Here is a 14,955-nt window from a genome sequence, read left to right as displayed (position 1 = left end):
GGCGCTGGCGCGCGCGGGCCACGGCGGTTGCGCGCTCGACGGCGGCGACGGCGACGGTGCCGCCGCCCCGGCGCTGGCCTGTGCGCTGCTCGACGCGCTGCCGCTGGAGGTGCTCAGCGCCGCGCGCGCGCATGTCCCGACGCTGCTGCGCAGCGGCTGCGCCACGCTGGGCGCGCTGCGGCAGCTGCCGCGCGCCGGCGTGGCGCGGCGCTTCGGCGCGGAGCTGCTGCAGGCGCTGGACCAGGCCTACGGGCTGCGGCCCGAAGCCTGGCGCTGGGTGGTGCCGGCCAAGCGCTTCGAGCTGGCGCTGGAGTTGCCCTGGCGCGTGGAGCAGGCCGGCGCGCTGGCGCAGGGCGCGCGCCGGCTGCTGCTGGCGCTGTGCGGCTGGCTGGCCGCGCGCCACGGCGGCGCCACTGCCTTCACCCTGCGCTGGGCGCATGACGCGATGCGCAGCCGCGCCGCGGGCGCCGGCGGCGAGCTGACTGTGCGCACGGCCGAGCCGACGCGCGACGTCGCCTTTTTGCACCGGCTGTTGAGCGAGCACCTGCACCGCACCGTGCTGCAGGCGCCCGTGGGCGCGCTGGCGCTGGCGCTGCTGGAGTGGCGCTCGCTGGCGCCGGCCAGCGCCGGGCTGCTGCCCGCGGGCCCCGGGTCAGCCGGCAGGGGCGAGCCGCTGGGGCAGGTGCTGGAGCGGCTGTCGGCGCGGCTGGGCGTGGAGCAGGTGTGCCGCCCGCTGCTGCTGGCCGATCACCGGCCGGAGTGGATGCAGCGCTGGCTGGGCGTGCACGAGGCGCTGCCGCGCGCGGCGCAGGCCGGCCCGGCGCCGGGCTGGGCGCTGCCGCAACCCGGTTTCGTGCTCGCGCAACCGCTGCGCCTGGCGGTGCAGGGCGACCGTCCCCTGTACCAGGGCCCGCTGCAGCTGCTGGCCGGGCCGCACCGCATCGAGGGCGGCTGGTGGCACCGCCTGGCCGGCGAGGCCGGCGCCGAGCGCAGCGGCCACGTGCAGCGCGACTACTGGCTGGCCTGGAGCGCGCACGCCGGGCTGCTGTGGATCTTCCAGACCCGGCTGGCCGACGACGCCACGGCCTGGTACCTGCATGGCAGCTTCGCGTGAGGTAGCGCCCGCAGCGGGCACAACGGCCGCGCTGCCCGACTACGCCGAGCTCTGGTGCCTGTCCAACTTCAGCTTCCTGCGTGGCGCGAGCCACCCCGAAGAGCTCGTCGAGCGCGCCGCGCAGCTGGGCTACCGCGCGCTGGCGCTGACCGACGAGTGTTCACTCGCCGGCATCGTGCGCGCGCACGGGGCGGCCAAGAGGCACGGCCTCAAGCTGCTGGTGGGCGCGCAGTTCGGCGTCGCGCCCGACGCCGCGCGCGGCACGCCCGGGGCCACGCTGGTGCTGCTGGCCTGCCACCTCGACGGCTACGGCAACCTGTGCCAGTTCATCACCCGGCTGCGCCGCGCCAGCGGCAAGGGCACGTACCTGCCGCCCCGGCTGGAGGATTTTGACTCCGCGGCGTTGGCCGATTGCCTGCTGCTGGCCGCGCCGGACCGGGCCGCCGCTGTCGAGCCGATCGAAGCCTTGGCGCATTGGCAAAGTAAGAACTTCGCCGGCCGCTGCTGGCTGATCGCGAACCTGCTGCGCCAGGTGGACGACGCCGTGCACCTGGAGCGGCTGCGCGAGGCGTCGCGGGCCAGCGGCGTGCCGCTGGTGGCCGCGGGCGACGTGCACATGCACCGGCGCTCGCGCAAGGCGCTGCAGGACGTGCTCACCGCCACGCGGCTGAAGCGGCCGCTCGCGCACTGCGGCTTTGGCCTGCAGCCCAACGCCGAGCGGCATTTGCGCACGCGGCTGCGGCTGGCGCAGACCTGCGCGCCGGCGCTGCTGGCGCGCACGCTCGAGGTGGCGGCGCGCTGCGAGTTCTCGCTCGACGAGCTGCGCTACCGCTACCCCAGTGAACTGATCCCCGCGGGCCACACGCCGGCGAGCTGGCTGCGGCAGCTCGCCTGGGAGGGCGCGGGGCGGCGCTGGCCGGGCGGCATCCCCGCGGGCGTGCAGGCGCAAGTGGCGCACGAGCTGGCGCTGATCGAGGAGCTGGGCTACGAGCACTACTTCCTGACCGTGGCCGACATCGTCGAGTTCGCGCGCTCGCGCGGCATCCTGTGCCAGGGCCGCGGCAGCGCCGCCAACTCGGTGGTGTGCTACTGCCTGGGCGTCACGGAGGTGGACCCGGCGCGCATGAGCCTGCTGTTCGAGCGCTTCATCAGCCGCGAGCGCAACGAGCCGCCGGACATCGACATCGACTTCGAGCACGAGCGGCGCGAGGAGGTCATCCAGTACCTCTACGCCCGCTACGGGCGCGAGCGCGCGGCGCTGGCGGCCACCGTCATCACCTACCGCGTGCGCAGCGCCGTGCGCGACGTGGGCAAGGCGCTGGGCCTGTCCGACGCCACCGTGGAGGCGCTGGCGCGCGACCACCAGTGGTGGGACGGCCCGCAGTTGCGCACGCAGCGTTTCGCGCAGCTGGGCCTGGACGCCGGCTCGCTGCTCATGCGCCAGTTCACCGAGCTGACCGGGCAGCTGGTGGGCTTTCCGCGGCACCTGTCGCAGCACACGGGCGGCTTCGTGCTGACGCAGGGGCCGCTGTCGCGGCTGGTGCCCATCGAGAACGCCGCCATGCCCGATCGCACCGTCATCGAGTGGGACAAGGACGACCTCGACGCGCTGGGCCTGCTCAAGGTGGACGTGCTGGCGCTGGGCATGCTCACCGCGATCCGCAAGGCGCTGGACTTCATCGGCGCGCTGGAGGGCCGGGCCTTCGGCGTGCAGGACATCCCGGCCGAGGACGAGGCCACCTACGACATGGTGTGCCGCGCCGACACGGTGGGCGTGTTCCAGATCGAGAGCCGGGCGCAGCAGGCGATGCTGCCGCGACTGAGGCCGCGCTGCTTCTACGACCTGGTGATCGAGGTCGCCATCGTGCGCCCGGGGCCGATCCAGGGCGGCATGGTGCACCCCTACCTGAACCGGCGCGAGGGCAAGGAGGCGGTGACGTTCCCGGGCCCGGCGCTGGAGCAGGCGCTGGGCCGCACGCTGGGCGTGCCGGTGTTCCAGGAGCAGGTGATGCAGGTGGCGATCCTGGCCGCGGGCTTTACAGCCGGCGAGGCCGACCAGCTTCGCCGCAGCATGGCGGCCTGGCGGCGCAAGGGTGGGCTGCAGCAGTACCACGACAGGATCGTGCACGGCATGACCGCGCGCGGCTACGAGGAGAGCTTCGCCCGGGCCATCTTCGAGCAGATCAAGGGCTTCTCGGAATACGGCTTCCCGGAGAGCCATGCCGCGTCCTTCGCGCTGCTGGTCTATGCCAGCTGCTGGATCAAGCGGCACCACCCGGCGGCCTTCCTGGCGGCGATGCTGAACTCGCAACCGCTGGGTTTTTATACGCCCTGGCAGCTGGTGCAGGACGCGCGCCGCCATGGCGTGGAGGTGCGCCCGGCGGACGCGATGCACAGCCACTGGGACTGCACGCTGGAGCCGGGAGCGGATCAGCCCGCCGTGCGGCTGGGGCTGCGGCTGGTGGTGGGTTTCAGCGAGGCGGCGGCCGTTCGCGTCGTGGCCGCGCGGGCGCAGGCGCCCTTCGACGATGCCGAGGACCTGGCCCGCCGCGCCCGGCTCGACGCGCGCGCGCTGCGGCTGCTGGCCGGCGCCGACGCGCTCATGAGCCTGGCCGGGCACCGGCGCCAGCAGGTGTGGGAGGCGGCGGCCTGGGCGACGCCGCCGCAGCTGCTGAGCGAAGCGCCGGTGCACGAGGACTTCATCGAGCTGCCGGCCGCGCCGGAGGGCGAGGAGATCGTGTTCGACCATGCCGCCACGGGGCTGACGCTGCGCCGGCACCCGCTGGCGCTGCTGCGCCCGCTGCTGGAGCCGCGGCGGCTGCTGTCGGCGGCGCAGTTGAGCGCGCAGCCGCATGGTCGGCTGGTGCGCGCCTGCGGGCTGGTGACGCTGCGCCAGCAGCCCGAGACGGCCAAGGGCACGGTGTTCGTGACGCTGGAGGACGAGACCGGCTCGGTGCAGGTGATCTGCTGGAAGCGCATCCGCGAGCGTCAGCGCGAGGTGCTGCTGCGCGCGCGGCTGCTGGCGGTGCACGGGCGCTGGCAGCGCGAGGGAGACGTTTGCGCCCTGGTGGCGGGCTGGCTGCAGGACCTCACGCCGCTGCTTGGGCGCTTCGTGGCGGGGAGCCGGGATTTCAGGTGAGCTTCAGGTGCGCCTCGCCGAGCGCCGCGCGCGGCCGCCGCCTGCTCATTCCCGCCACCATGCACCACAGGCTTCCCGCCGCCAGCAGGTGCTTGAGCGTGTGGCCGCTGAGCCCGCCCAGGTGCTCGTACAGCGCCGCGTCGAAGTGTTCCACCCCCTTGGCCACGACGTACAGCGCCAGCAGCAGCCACAGCCAGCCCACGCGCGTCAGCCGCGAGGGGAACAGCAGCAGGATCAGCGGCGTCAGCAGCACCGGCAGGAACTGCACCAGCAGGTACGGGCGCAGGTCCGAACCACCCAGCCGCTCGGACAGCACCCAGTACAGCACCGAGCCCAGGCCCGCCAGCAGCAGCGCCGGCAGCGCGCGCCGCGCCAGCCGCACGCCCAGGTGCTCGCCCAGCACGATGGCGAAGAAGGCCATGAAGGCCACGGTCATGGGCAGCCGGTCCCACGCCAGCGTGGCGCTGTCCGGACGCAGGTGGTACCACGCCGAGCCCAGCCCGATGCCCACCGCGCCGGCGAAGAAGGCGGCGTGGCAGGCCGCCAGCCCGGGCAGCACGCCCGGCGGCCGACGCCGCAGCCGCCACAGCCCGGCCAGTCCGAGCAGCACGAAGGGCAGGTTGGAGACGACGTTCCAGAAGTTCGGGATGCCCAGCAGGGTGCGTTCGTCGGCGAAGGCGTGGTAGCTCACCGGCTGCGCGATGGGCCCGTGCAGCGCGAGCGCCGCCAGCGCCGCGGCGGTGATGCCCCACAGCAGGCCCACGCGCCAGGGGAAGCGGACGGCAGCAAGGGAAGAGTCGGTGTGCATGGCTCATGGTCCCCGTGAAAGCCGGCCGTGACAAATCGTGACGAATTCACGGACCGTGCGGTTTCGCACATTCCGGCCCGGGCGGGCGGGAACGGGCTTCCTAGACTGCCCTGCCGAGCATGCCGGCCGCTTGCCGCGGCGGCATCCGGCCCTTTCCCCTGATTTCCGCGCCAGACCCATGGACGACATCCCGGACAAGCCCGCACGAGCGCCTGCGACGGCGGCCGAGGCGGCGCTGCGCGAACGCCTGGCCCGGCTCGAAGCCGAGGGCCGGCAACGGGACGCCTTCCTGGCGACGCTGGCGCACGAACTGCGCAACGCGCTGGCGCCGCTGCGCAGCGCGGCGCGGCTGCTGGAGCACGGCCCGGCGCCGGACGCCACCGCGCAGCAGGCCCGCGCCGTGATCGGGCGCCAGAGCGCGCAGCTTGCGCGCATGGTGGACGACCTGCTCGACGTCTCGCGCGTGGCCGCCGGCAAGATGGTGCTGCGCCGCGCCGTGCACGACGCCCGCGCCGTGGCCGAGGCGGCGGTCGAGGGTGCGCGCTCGGCCGTCGAGGCGCGCCAGCAGCGCCTGGAGTTGCGGCTGCCGCCGGCCGGCACGCTGTGGGTGGACGGCGACATGGCGCGCCTGGCGCAGGCGCTGGCCAACCTGCTGCTCAACGCCTCGAAGTACACGCCCGCGTACGGGCGCATCGAGCTGGCGCTGGCGGGCACGCAGGCGCAGTCGCTGGCGTTCTCGGTGAGCGACGACGGCGTGGGCCTGGACGCCGCGCTGCTGCCGCGGGTCTTCGAGCCCTATGCCCAGGCCGACGTGGCCTCGCAGCGCAGCGGCGGCGGCCTCGGCCTGGGCCTGGCGCTGGTGCGCAGCCTGGTCGAGATGCACGGCGGCAGCGTGGCCGCGCACAGCGACGGCCCGGGCCGCGGCGCCCGTTTCACCTTGCATCTGCCGCAAGCCTTGCCCCCGGCCGTCCCGGGCTGCCCGGGCTGCCCGGGCGAGCCGGACGCATCTCCCCGGCCGCCGCTGCGGCCGCGCCGCGTGCTGCTGGTGGACGACAACCCCGACGCCGGCCTGGCCCTGGCGCTGCTGCTGGAGCTCGACGGCCACCGGGTGACGCGCTGCCTGCGCGGCATCGAGGCGCGCGAGCGCGCGGGCGCCGAGGCCTTCGACGTGGTGCTGCTCGACATCGGGCTGCCGGACCTGGACGGCCTGTCCGTGGCGCGCGCCATCCGCGCCGGCGGCGCCAGCCGCCGCGCGCAGCTGATCGCCATCTCCGGCCTGGCCCAGCCCGAGGACCGGGCGGCGAGCATCCAGGCGGGCTTTGACGCGCACCTGGTCAAGCCCGTGGACGAGGCCGCGCTGCAGGCGCTGTTTGCCGCCGAGGACGCGCGCCGCAGCGTCGAGGAGCGCGTGGCGCAGCGCCTGGGCGACGCGCGGCTGCACCGCTTCCTGGACGCGTGGCAGGAGGTGCGCGGCGCGGCGCGCTGGGCGCCGCTGGCGCCGCTGCTGGACGCCACCGCCGCGCTGGAGCCGCAGCGCGCCGTGGCGCTCATCGAGGGCCGCCATCCCGCCTTCGCCATGCGCTTCATCGCCGTGGGCGCCGGGCTGGACGCGCTGCTGCCGCAGTCGCTGCTGGGCCGGCGCTTCGGCGATACCGACGTGGCCAGCGGCCGCCTGGAGGCGGCCTACCGCCTGGTGGCCCTGTCGGGCGAGCCCGGGCACGAATGCGTCGAGTACGACTTCGGGCCCGGCGACCGGCTGCGCTTCGAGCGCCTGATCGTGCCGGCCACGGCCGAGCCCGGCTCGGCGCTGCCCACGCACCTCGTGGCGATGGCGTGCTTCGACCCGCCGCCCGACACCGGATTTCCTGCCACACCCACAACGGCCCCGCCCGGGCCGGCGCCAGCCTGAGCCCGGGACCCGCCGCCATGACGACCCAAGAGACGATGACTGCCGACCCGCCCGACTACGACGATCCCGACCTGGCGCGCCGCGTCGAGGCGATGGCGCCCGCGGACATCGACGCGCTGCCTTTCGGCGCGCTGCGCGTGGACGCCGACGGGCAGGTGTGCTTCTACAGCCGGCGCGAGGCGCAGCTGTCCGGGCGCGACCTGCGCCCCACCGTGGGCCTGCACTTCTTCACTGAGATCGCCCCGTGCATGGACACGCCGCTGGTGCGCGGGCGCATCGAGCGCGCGCTGGCCGCGGGCACGCTGGACGTGCGCCTGCGCCACGTGGGCGACTTCGCCGACCGCAGCCGCACACTGGAGATGCGCGCCCTGTCAGCCGCGGGCGGCGGCTTCTGGCTGTTCCTGCGCCGGGTCTGACACCCATTGCTCCAGTCCGTGAAACCACGGCCGGGACAGGGTTCGGACCCGGCCGGCGCCTTCTTCAGTCAGTTCGGCGCCAGCGGCAGCTCGGCCACGATCAGGCCGCCGCCGCCGTCGGTGGCGCGGCGCGCCCAGACCCGGCCGCCGTGCAGCTCGACCAGGTGCCCGGCCAGCGACGCGCCGATGCCGGCCACGTGCAGCGGCTCGCGCTCGCGGGGCGGCGGCTGCAGCAGCGCCAGCAGCCAGTCCTCAGTGGCGTCCGCGCCGCTCTCGAACAGGCCGGCGACGGCCTGGCCCGCGACGACGCGGGTGGCCAGGTGCACGCGTGCGCCTGACGGCAGGCGGCGCGACGCCTCGATCAGCAGGTCGGCCAGCGCCTGCGCCAGCCGGGTGCGGTCGCCCAGGACCCAGGCCTCGGCCGGGCCCGGGTCGAGCCGCAACTGCTGGTCCTGCGCGCCCAGGTAGGGCTGCGCCACGGCGATGGCCACCTCGGCGGCGGCCTGCAGCGCGAAGCGGTCGCGGCGCAGCGCCAGGCTGCCGTCGCGCGCGCGGGCCAGGTCGCTGACCTCCTCCAGCAGCCGCGCCAGGTGGCTGAGCTGGCGCTCGATGAGCGGCTGCACCTGCGCGGCCAGCGCCGCGCCGCCGTCAGCGTTGCCGTCGCCGCGGGCACCGGCGCGCTGCAGCAACGAAAAGCCGCTGCGCAGCGAGGCCAGCGGGTTGCGCAACTCGTGCGCGAGCATGGACAGGAAGCCGTTGCGGGACTGCCGCTCCTGCTCCAGCTGCTGCGACACGGCCTGCAGCCGGGCGCGGGCTTCGCGCAGCTCGGCGGTGCGCCGGGCCAGGAGCGCCTCCATGCCTTCCACGCTTTCAATGTCGAGCTGGGCGGGTTCCAGGGATTCCATCGGGGGGGTCTCCAGGATCGTTCTCGTTGGTCCGGTGCGTGCTGCCGGTACTGCGGCCAGCCGGCCAGCCTAGCAGCGCGCAGGGCGCCAGGAGCCTCGGAAAGGCCGATCAAGGCAGATGCGGTGCGAATTACGGCCGGGAATCGGGCCGACCGCAATGGAAAAAGGCCGGCGCGTCGGCGCCGGCCTCAGGCTCTGGCCAGGAGCTGCCCGTCAAGCAATTCGCACCGTGCCGGACCTCACCCGATCCTCACCGGCACGAAGATCCGGCTGTCTCCGCGCTGGATCAGCAGTGCCACCGACTTGTCGGACTTCGAGACCACCTCGCGCACCTGCTCGATGCTCTTCACGGGCGTGCCGTTGACGGCCACCAGCACGTCGCCGGGCTGCACGCCGGCGCGCGCCGACGGGCCGGTGGCGTTCTCGACCACCAGGCCGTTGCCCACGCCGGCGCCGGCGCGCTCCTGCGGCTGCAGCGGGCGCAGTGCCAGGCCCAGCTTCGGCTGCTGACCCGCCGCGCCGGCGCCCTCGTCGGCCTGCGCCACCTGGGCCGGCCTCTCCGCGGCGTCGCCCAGCTTCGCGCTGAGCTCCTCGCGCTTGCCGTGGCGCCACACTTCCAGCGTGACCTTCTCGCCCGGCCGCGACTGGCCGATGAGCGCGGGCAAGTCGCCCGAGGCGACGATGGGCTGGCCATCCACCTTGCGGATCACGTCGCCGACCTGCAGGCCGGCCTTGTCGGCCGGGCCGCCCGGATCGACCGAGGCCACCAGCGCGCCCTCGGGCCGGTCGAGCTTGAAGGAGTCGGCCAGCGTCTGGTTCACCTCCTGGATCGCCACGCCCAGCCGCGCGTGGCTGGCCTTGCCGGTGGCCACGATCTGGTCCTTCACCTTGGTCGCCAGCTCGATCGGGATGGCGAACGACAGGCCCATGTAGCCGCCGGAGCGGCTGTAGATCTGCGAGTTGATGCCCACCACCTCGCCGCGCGCGTTGAAGAGCGGGCCGCCGGAGTTGCCGGGGTTCACCGCTACGTCGGTCTGGATGAAGGGCACGTAGCCGTCGTCGGGCAGGGAGCGGCCCTTGGCGCTGACCACGCCCACGGTGACGCTGTTCTCGAAGCCGAAGGGCGCGCCGATGGCCGCCACCCACTGGCCCGGGCGCAGCTCGCGCGTGCTGCCCAGCGGCGCCACGGGCAAATCCTTGGCGTCGATCTTGAGCACGGCCACGTCGGTCCGGGCGTCCTCGCCCAGCACCCTGGCCTGGAACTCGCGCCGGTCGGTGAGCTTGACCGTCACTTCCTTGGCGCCGTGCACGACGTGGGCGTTGGTCAGGATGACGCCGTCGGCGCTGACGATGAAGCCCGAGCCCTGGCCGCGGGTGAACTGCTGCGGCGCACGCGGGCCCGGCGCGCCGAAGCCCGGCGCCGGGATGCCGAAGCGGCGGAAGAATTCCTGGAACGGGTCGTTCGGGCCCATGCCGCCATGCGGCGCCGCGGCGGCCTGCTCGTCGTCCTCGTCATCGCCGGACGCGGTGCGCGTGCCGCTGACGGTGATGTTGACCACCGCCGGGCCGTGGCGCTCGGTGATCTGCGAGAAGTCGGGCGCGCCGCCGATGGCCTGGGCCTCGGTGGAGGTCGCGGTCGCGGTGGCGGCGGCCGCGGCAGGCGCCGGCGGCAGCGCCGCGCCGGCATGGCGGCTGGTGATGAAGGTGGCGCCGGCGCCGCCGATCGCGCCGGCCGCCAGCAGGGCCAGCGTCAGGCGGGCGGGGGTCATGGCCACGGGGGTGCGGGTGCTCATCGGTTGCGCTCCTGGAGTGAGTGACTCGTTGGACATGCAACCAATGTGGGGGGCGCTACTTAGGCGGCACTTAAACCCCGCTTCAACCCCGTGCCTTGAACTCCACCTCCACCCGCAGCCCGCCCAGCCGCGCCGACTGATCCAGCCGCAGCGCCGCCCCATGCATCTCGGCAATCGCCTTGACGATGGCCAGGCCGAGCCCGCTGCCCGGCGCCTCGCTGCCCGGCACGCGGTGGAAGCGGTCGAAGACACGCTCGCGCTCGGACGCCGGGATGCCCGGGCCACTGTCCTCGACCACCAGCCGCAGCCGCCCGTCCTCGCGCTCCACGCACAGGTCCACCGTGCCGCCGCCGGGCGTGTACTTCAGGGCGTTGTCGAGCAGGTTGCGCATGAGAATGCGCAGCGCCTCGGCGTGGCCCTCGATGTCGCCCGCCTCCAGGCGCGGCGCGCCCAGGTCGATGCCGCGCGCCTGCGCCAGCGGCGCGGCGTCGGCCAGCGCCAGCCGCGCCACCTCGGCCAGCGCCACCGGCTGCGCCGGCGTGGCCGCAGCCGTGCCGGCCTGGTGCCGCGCCAGGATCAGGAGCTGCTCCACCAGCCGCGTGGCGCGGTCGATGCCCGCGCTCAGGCGCTGCACGGCGCGCTCGCGCGCGGCGTCGTCGCCCGCGCGCTGCAGGCCCTGCACCTGCAGCTTCAGGGCCGCCAGCGGCGAGCGCAGCTCGTGCGCGGCGTCGGCGACGAAGCTCTGCTGCGCCTCGAAGGCCTGGCGCAGCCGGGCGAACAGCAGGTTGAGCTCGTCCACCAGCGGCCGGATCTCGTCGGGCAGGTCGCGCACGCCCAGCGCCGACAGGTCGTCGGCCTGGCGCGAGGCCACCTGGCGCCGCACGCGCTGCACCGGCGCCAGCGAGCTCGTCACCACGGCCCAGGCCAGGAGCATCAGCATCGGGGCGAGCACGCCGATGGGCGCGACCGTGCGCAGCGCCAGCGCGCGCGCCATGTCGCGGCGCACGGCCATGTCCTGCGCCACCTGGATCACCTGCGTGCGCGTCTGCAGCGAGAACACGCGGTAGGTGCTGCCGTTGGCTTCCAGGTCGGAGAAGCCCAGCACCGCGCGCTGCGGCAGCACGGCGCGGTGCGCGGACTGGAACACGCGCAGCCCGTCGGCGGTCCAGACCTGCACCATGAAGTCGAAGTTCTCGGCTTCCTCCAGGTCCGAAGGCAGGCCGCGCCCGGTCAGTCCCGGGCGCAGCGCCAGCGCCATCTGCTGCATGTGGTAGTCGAAGACCTGGTCGGCCTCGGCGCGCGCGGTGGCGTAGGCCGTCCAGCCCTGGGCCAGCGCCGTCAGCACGATGGCCGCCAGCAGCAGGCCCAGCAGGCGCGCGCGCAACGAGGGGGGCAGCGCCGTGTCGCGCATCGGGCCTGTTCCGCTTTCTGCCTTCATTTCATTCAGAAAAGTATTCCGTTCGCCCTGAGGTATCGAAGGGTGACGGCCCTTGCTGTCATGCCGCTATCCCCGCCTGGCGGATTCGTACTTCGATACCTCAGTACGGACAGGTCATTTCACCAGCACCGAACAACCGGAATCAGGCCTTGGGCACCATGTAGCCCAGGCCGCGCACGTTGAGGATCACGTCGGCGCCGAGCTTCTTGCGCAGCCCGTGGATGTAGACCTCCACGGCGTTGGAGCTGACGCCGTCCCTCCAGCCGTAGAGCTTCTCCTCCAGTTGCGCGCGCGACAGCACCAGCCCGGGCCGCGCGATGAGCGGCTCCAGCACGGCCCATTCGCGCGCGGACAGCACCACCGGCTGCCCGCCCACGCTGGCCTCGCGCGTGGCCGGGTTCAGCGCCACGCCCTTGTGCTCGTACACCGGCTCGGCGCGGCCCGCGGCGCGGCGCAGCAGGGCGCGGATGCGCGCCAGCAGCTCGTCGAGGTCGTAGGGCTTGAGCACGTAGTCGTCGGCGCCGGCGTCCAGCCCCTCGATGCGCTGCGCCACGGCGTCGCGCGCGGTCGTGATCAGCACGGGGGTGCGGTCCTTGCGGGCGCGCAAGGCGCGCAGCACCTCCAGCCCGTCGCGCCGGGGCAGGCCCAGGTCGAGCAGCAGCAGGTCATAGGCCTGGGTGCGCAGCGCCGTCTCGGCCATCTCGCCGTCCTTGACCCAGTCCACGGCGTAGTGCTCGGCGCGCAGCAGGTCGAGCACGGCCTCGCCGATCATCGTGTCGTCTTCCACCAGCAGCAGGCGCATGGCCTCGGGGTCCTTTCAGCTCAGGTCCAGTCCTCATCCCCACCGCCGTCAAACCCGCCGTCGCCCAGCATGTCCCCGCCGAGCAGGTCGCCGCCGCTGGGGTCGTTGGCCGGGTCGATGAAGTCGTTGCCGCTGAGCGCGTCCAGCGGCGCCTGCATGTCGCCCGACAGCAGCCCCTGGCCCGCGCCGTGGATGACGTCGCCGTGGTCGTGGAACAGCGAGTCCAGCCCGTGGAAGAGCAGGCTGCCGCCCAGCACGCCCGCGCCCACCGCGGCGGCGTTGCGCAGGAAACCACCGCCGGCGGACGGGGCCGCGCCCATCGGCGTGCCCGCACCCCAGGCCGGGCCCTGGCCCTGGCCCGCAAAGGCGCCCATGCCGGGCTGCCAGCCGCCGGCCGGGCGCAGCGGCGCGCGTGCCGTGCCGCCGGAGAAGGGCTGCAGCTGGCCGGCGCCCGGCGCCTGCCCGTGGCCCGAAGGCTGCTGCCCCGGCGCCTCGCCGCGCAGCTGCGCCAGCTCGGCCTGGGCGCGCTCCAGCGCCAGCTCCAGCATCAGCGCGCGCTGCATCAGCAGGTAGGGCGCGTCCGGGCGCACCTTCAGCAGCGCCGCCAGCTCCAGCGCGGCCTCCTCGTCCTGCGGCGTCTCGGCCTGGCGCGCCAGGCGCGTGACCAGGCGGGCCACCCGGAGCTTTTCGTCGGCATTCATGGTCGGTCTCCTTGGAAGGCTGTCGCGGCAGGGGGCCGCTGCCGGGACGGCGGCGGAAGAGTGCCCACCCGGCGCGCTCGATGTTCAGGGGCAACCCTTAGGCCGGACTGAATCCGGCGACCGGCGCCGACGCGTGCTCCCCCGCCGGGGGAGGCAAGGCTTCGCCTATGATGCCCCTACACCCCCAAGGGAGCGATGAAACACATGACACAGGCAGGCACGCAAGTCACTTCCACGCTGCTCGAAGCCCACGAGGCCGAGGTGCTGCAGCAGTGGATGCAGCAGCTCAGGGAGGACGGCGCCTTGCACAGCGGCCGCATCCGCGAGGCCGAGCTGCAGACCCAGTGCGGCCAGTTCCTGCGCCTGCTGCGCGAGGCGCTGGCCGGCGGCTCGCAGGACATCGAGTCCGCCGCCTTCGCCCCGCTGCGCGACCTGCTGGCCGACATCTCGGCCTCGCGCGCCACGCAGGGCTTCACGCCGCGCGAGACCACGCTCTTCATCTTCTCGCTCAAGCAGCCGCTGCTCGACGTGTTCGCGCGCCACGCCGGCGCCAGTCAGGCCGACGCGCTGGCGGCCAACTGGTCGATCGGGCTGCTGCTCGACCGGCTCGGCCTCTACACCATGGAGGCCTTCCAGAAGACGCGCGAGGAGCTGATCGTGCGCCAGCAGCAGGAGATCGCCGAGCTGTCCACGCCGGTCATCAAGCTCTGGGACGGCATCCTGGCGCTGCCGCTCATCGGCACGCTCGACAGCCAGCGCACGCAGGTGGTGATGGAGAACCTGCTGGAGTCGATCGTGCAGCAGAGCGCGGGCATCGCCATCATCGACATCACCGGCGTGCCCACGGTGGACACGCTCACCGCGCAGCACCTGCTCAAGACGGTCGCCGCGGCGCGGCTCATGGGCGCCGACTGCATCATCAGCGGCATCCGCCCGCAGATCGCGCAGACCATGGTGCACCTGGGCGTGGAGCTCGACGTGGTGTCCAAGGCCACGCTGGCCGACGCTTTTGCATTGGCGCTGTCGAAGCAGGGCCGCATGGTGGCGCGGCGCCGCACCGAGGCCGCAGCCTCCGCTCCCGCCCTGTCCGGCGGCCCGCGCCAGGGCTGAGCGCATGGAACGCATCCCGATCCTGAAACTCGGCGACGTGCTCCTGGTGACGATCCAGGTGGACATGCACGACGAGCTGGCCTCGGCGCTGGAGGAGGACCTGACGCAGCGCATCGTGGCCGTGGGCGCGCGCGGCGTGCTCATCGACATCTCGGCGCTGGAGATCGTGGACAGCTTCATGGGCCGCATGCTCGACAACATCGCCGCGGTGTCGCGCATCCTCGATGCCGACACGGTGGTGGTGGGCATGCGCCCGGCGGTGGCCATCACGCTGGTGGAGCTGGGGCTGTCGCTGCACGGCGTCAAGACCGCGCTGGACGTGGACCGCGGCCTGGCGCTGATCGCCAACTCGGCCCGCCACGCCTGGCGCCTGGCCGGCGGCGGCGACGACGAGGATGCCGACTACGGTGAGTGACACGCTCGACATCCGCAGCTCGGAGGACGTGGTTCGCGTGCGTCAAAGGGTGCGGGCCCTGGCCGTGGAGGCGGGCCTGAGCCTGGTGGACCAGACCAAGATCGTCACCGCCGCCAGCGAGCTGGCGCGCAACACGCTCGACTACGGCGGCGGCGGCACCGTGCGCATCGAGCTGACCATGGCGCCGCGGCGCGGCGTGCGCATGACCTTCGAGGACCAGGGCCCGGGCATCCCCGACATTGCCGCCGCGCTGCGCGACGGCTTCACCACCGGCGGCGGGCTGGGCCTGGGGCTGGGCGGCGCCAAGCGGCTGGCCAGCGAGTTCGCCATCGACTCCGCGCCCGGGCAGGGCACGCGCATCACCATCGCGCGCTACAAGTGAAGTGATCCCGTGATGGCAGCGAC

At 73.9% G+C, this 14,955-nt stretch carries 13 protein-coding genes; 7 read left to right on the top strand and 6 right to left on the bottom strand.

Annotated elements, in window-relative coordinates; all coding sequences use genetic code 11:
* Positions 1-1,114 (top strand): DNA polymerase Y subunit UmuC family protein (locus FJ694_RS11885; RefSeq protein WP_157267418.1); only part of this gene is annotated, 1,114 nt, incomplete at its 5' end.
* Complete coding sequence (locus FJ694_RS11880) at positions 1,098-4,253, top strand: error-prone DNA polymerase (RefSeq protein WP_157267416.1); 3,156 nt, start codon at positions 1,098-1,100, stop codon at positions 4,251-4,253. The genes FJ694_RS11885 and FJ694_RS11880, both read left to right, overlap by 17 nt.
* Here FJ694_RS11880 and FJ694_RS11875 read toward each other — a convergent pair.
* Positions 4,246-5,061 (bottom strand): ceramidase domain-containing protein, encoded by an 816-nt coding sequence (locus tag FJ694_RS11875; protein WP_157267414.1) that lies wholly within the window; start codon positions 5,059-5,061, stop codon positions 4,246-4,248. The genes FJ694_RS11880 and FJ694_RS11875 overlap by 8 nt on opposite strands.
* Positions 5,062-5,239: 178 nt before the next feature.
* Between FJ694_RS11875 and FJ694_RS11870 the strand changes: the two genes are divergently transcribed.
* Together FJ694_RS11870 and FJ694_RS11865 are read left to right on the top strand one after the other, a co-directional pair.
* Positions 5,240-6,970: a hybrid sensor histidine kinase/response regulator gene (locus FJ694_RS11870; protein ID WP_157267412.1), complete on the top strand. Its 1,731-nt coding sequence runs from the start codon at positions 5,240-5,242 to the stop codon at positions 6,968-6,970.
* Between the two features lie 17 nt (positions 6,971-6,987).
* Positions 6,988-7,386 (top strand): PAS domain-containing protein, encoded by a 399-nt coding sequence (locus FJ694_RS11865; RefSeq protein ID WP_157267410.1) that lies wholly within the window; start codon positions 6,988-6,990, stop codon positions 7,384-7,386.
* Positions 7,387-7,454: 68 nt separating this feature from the next.
* Here FJ694_RS11865 and FJ694_RS11860 read toward each other — a convergent pair whose 3' ends face one another.
* The 5 genes from FJ694_RS11860 to FJ694_RS11840 form a co-directional block, all read right to left on the bottom strand.
* On the bottom strand, positions 7,455-8,291 hold the full coding sequence (locus FJ694_RS11860) for a sensor histidine kinase (protein WP_157267408.1): 837 nt from the start codon (positions 8,289-8,291) through the stop codon (positions 7,455-7,457).
* Positions 8,292-8,530: 239 nt separating this feature from the next.
* Entirely contained in the window at positions 8,531-10,084 is a 1,554-nt protein-coding gene (locus FJ694_RS11855; RefSeq protein WP_157267406.1) for a DegQ family serine endoprotease, read from the bottom strand.
* Positions 10,085-10,166: 82 nt separating this feature from the next.
* The gene (locus FJ694_RS11850; protein ID WP_157267404.1) at positions 10,167-11,495 is read right to left on the bottom strand and encodes an ATP-binding protein; all 1,329 of its coding nucleotides are present in this window, start codon (positions 11,493-11,495) and stop codon (positions 10,167-10,169) included.
* Positions 11,496-11,664: 169 nt separating this feature from the next.
* The gene (locus FJ694_RS11845; RefSeq protein WP_157267402.1) at positions 11,665-12,324 is read right to left on the bottom strand and encodes a response regulator; all 660 of its coding nucleotides are present in this window, start codon (positions 12,322-12,324) and stop codon (positions 11,665-11,667) included.
* A 20-nt stretch (positions 12,325-12,344) separates the two neighbouring features.
* The gene (locus FJ694_RS11840) at positions 12,345-13,025 is read right to left on the bottom strand and encodes a DUF2076 domain-containing protein (RefSeq protein ID WP_157267400.1); all 681 of its coding nucleotides are present in this window, start codon (positions 13,023-13,025) and stop codon (positions 12,345-12,347) included.
* Between the two features lie 204 nt (positions 13,026-13,229).
* Between FJ694_RS11840 and FJ694_RS11835 the strand changes: the two genes are divergently transcribed.
* The 3 genes from FJ694_RS11835 to FJ694_RS11825 are packed head-to-tail and all read left to right on the top strand — an operon-like array spanning position 13,230 to position 14,932.
* Positions 13,230-14,135 carry an STAS domain-containing protein gene (locus tag FJ694_RS11835; RefSeq protein ID WP_157267398.1) on the top strand — a complete coding sequence of 302 codons (906 nt, stop codon included), beginning with the start codon at positions 13,230-13,232 and terminating at the stop codon, positions 14,133-14,135.
* A gap of 4 nt (positions 14,136-14,139) precedes the next feature.
* Positions 14,140-14,550, top strand: a complete 411-nt coding sequence (locus tag FJ694_RS11830) for an STAS domain-containing protein (RefSeq protein WP_157267396.1) — start codon at positions 14,140-14,142, stop codon at positions 14,548-14,550.
* Positions 14,531-14,932 carry an anti-sigma regulatory factor gene (locus FJ694_RS11825; protein WP_157267394.1) on the top strand — a complete coding sequence of 134 codons (402 nt, stop codon included), beginning with the start codon at positions 14,531-14,533 and terminating at the stop codon, positions 14,930-14,932. The genes FJ694_RS11830 and FJ694_RS11825 overlap by 20 nt, the downstream gene beginning before the upstream one ends.
* Positions 14,933-14,955: the final 23 nt, after the last annotated feature.

The sequence above is a fragment of the Azohydromonas aeria genome (assembly GCF_009760915.1).
Lineage (GTDB): Bacteria > Pseudomonadota > Gammaproteobacteria > Burkholderiales > Burkholderiaceae_C > Azohydromonas > Azohydromonas aeria.
This window is presented reverse-complemented; position numbering and strand designations above follow the sequence as displayed.

What these genes read in the sequence shown, in the direction of transcription:
- FJ694_RS11840 (WP_157267400.1), bottom strand. Translation starts at nt 13,025, where the DNA reads ATGAATGCCGACGAAAAGCTCCGGGTGGCCCGCCTGGTCACGCGCCTG.
- FJ694_RS11835 (WP_157267398.1), top strand. Translation starts at nt 13,230, where the DNA reads ATGACACAGGCAGGCACGCAAGTCACTTCCACGCTGCTCGAAGCCCAC.
- FJ694_RS11860 (WP_157267408.1), bottom strand. Translation starts at nt 8,291, where the DNA reads ATGGAATCCCTGGAACCCGCCCAGCTCGACATTGAAAGCGTGGAAGGC.
- FJ694_RS11850 (WP_157267404.1), bottom strand. Translation starts at nt 11,495, where the DNA reads ATGCGCGACACGGCGCTGCCCCCCTCGTTGCGCGCGCGCCTGCTGGGC.
- FJ694_RS11880 (WP_157267416.1), top strand. Translation starts at nt 1,098, where the DNA reads ATGGCAGCTTCGCGTGAGGTAGCGCCCGCAGCGGGCACAACGGCCGCG.
- FJ694_RS11830 (WP_157267396.1), top strand. Translation starts at nt 14,140, where the DNA reads ATGGAACGCATCCCGATCCTGAAACTCGGCGACGTGCTCCTGGTGACG.
- FJ694_RS11865 (WP_157267410.1), top strand. Translation starts at nt 6,988, where the DNA reads ATGACGACCCAAGAGACGATGACTGCCGACCCGCCCGACTACGACGAT.
- FJ694_RS11825 (WP_157267394.1), top strand. Translation starts at nt 14,531, where the DNA reads ATGCCGACTACGGTGAGTGACACGCTCGACATCCGCAGCTCGGAGGAC.
- FJ694_RS11845 (WP_157267402.1), bottom strand. Translation starts at nt 12,324, where the DNA reads ATGCGCCTGCTGCTGGTGGAAGACGACACGATGATCGGCGAGGCCGTG.
- FJ694_RS11870 (WP_157267412.1), top strand. Translation starts at nt 5,240, where the DNA reads ATGGACGACATCCCGGACAAGCCCGCACGAGCGCCTGCGACGGCGGCC.
- FJ694_RS11875 (WP_157267414.1), bottom strand. Translation starts at nt 5,061, where the DNA reads ATGCACACCGACTCTTCCCTTGCTGCCGTCCGCTTCCCCTGGCGCGTG.
- FJ694_RS11855 (WP_157267406.1), bottom strand. Translation starts at nt 10,084, where the DNA reads ATGAGCACCCGCACCCCCGTGGCCATGACCCCCGCCCGCCTGACGCTG.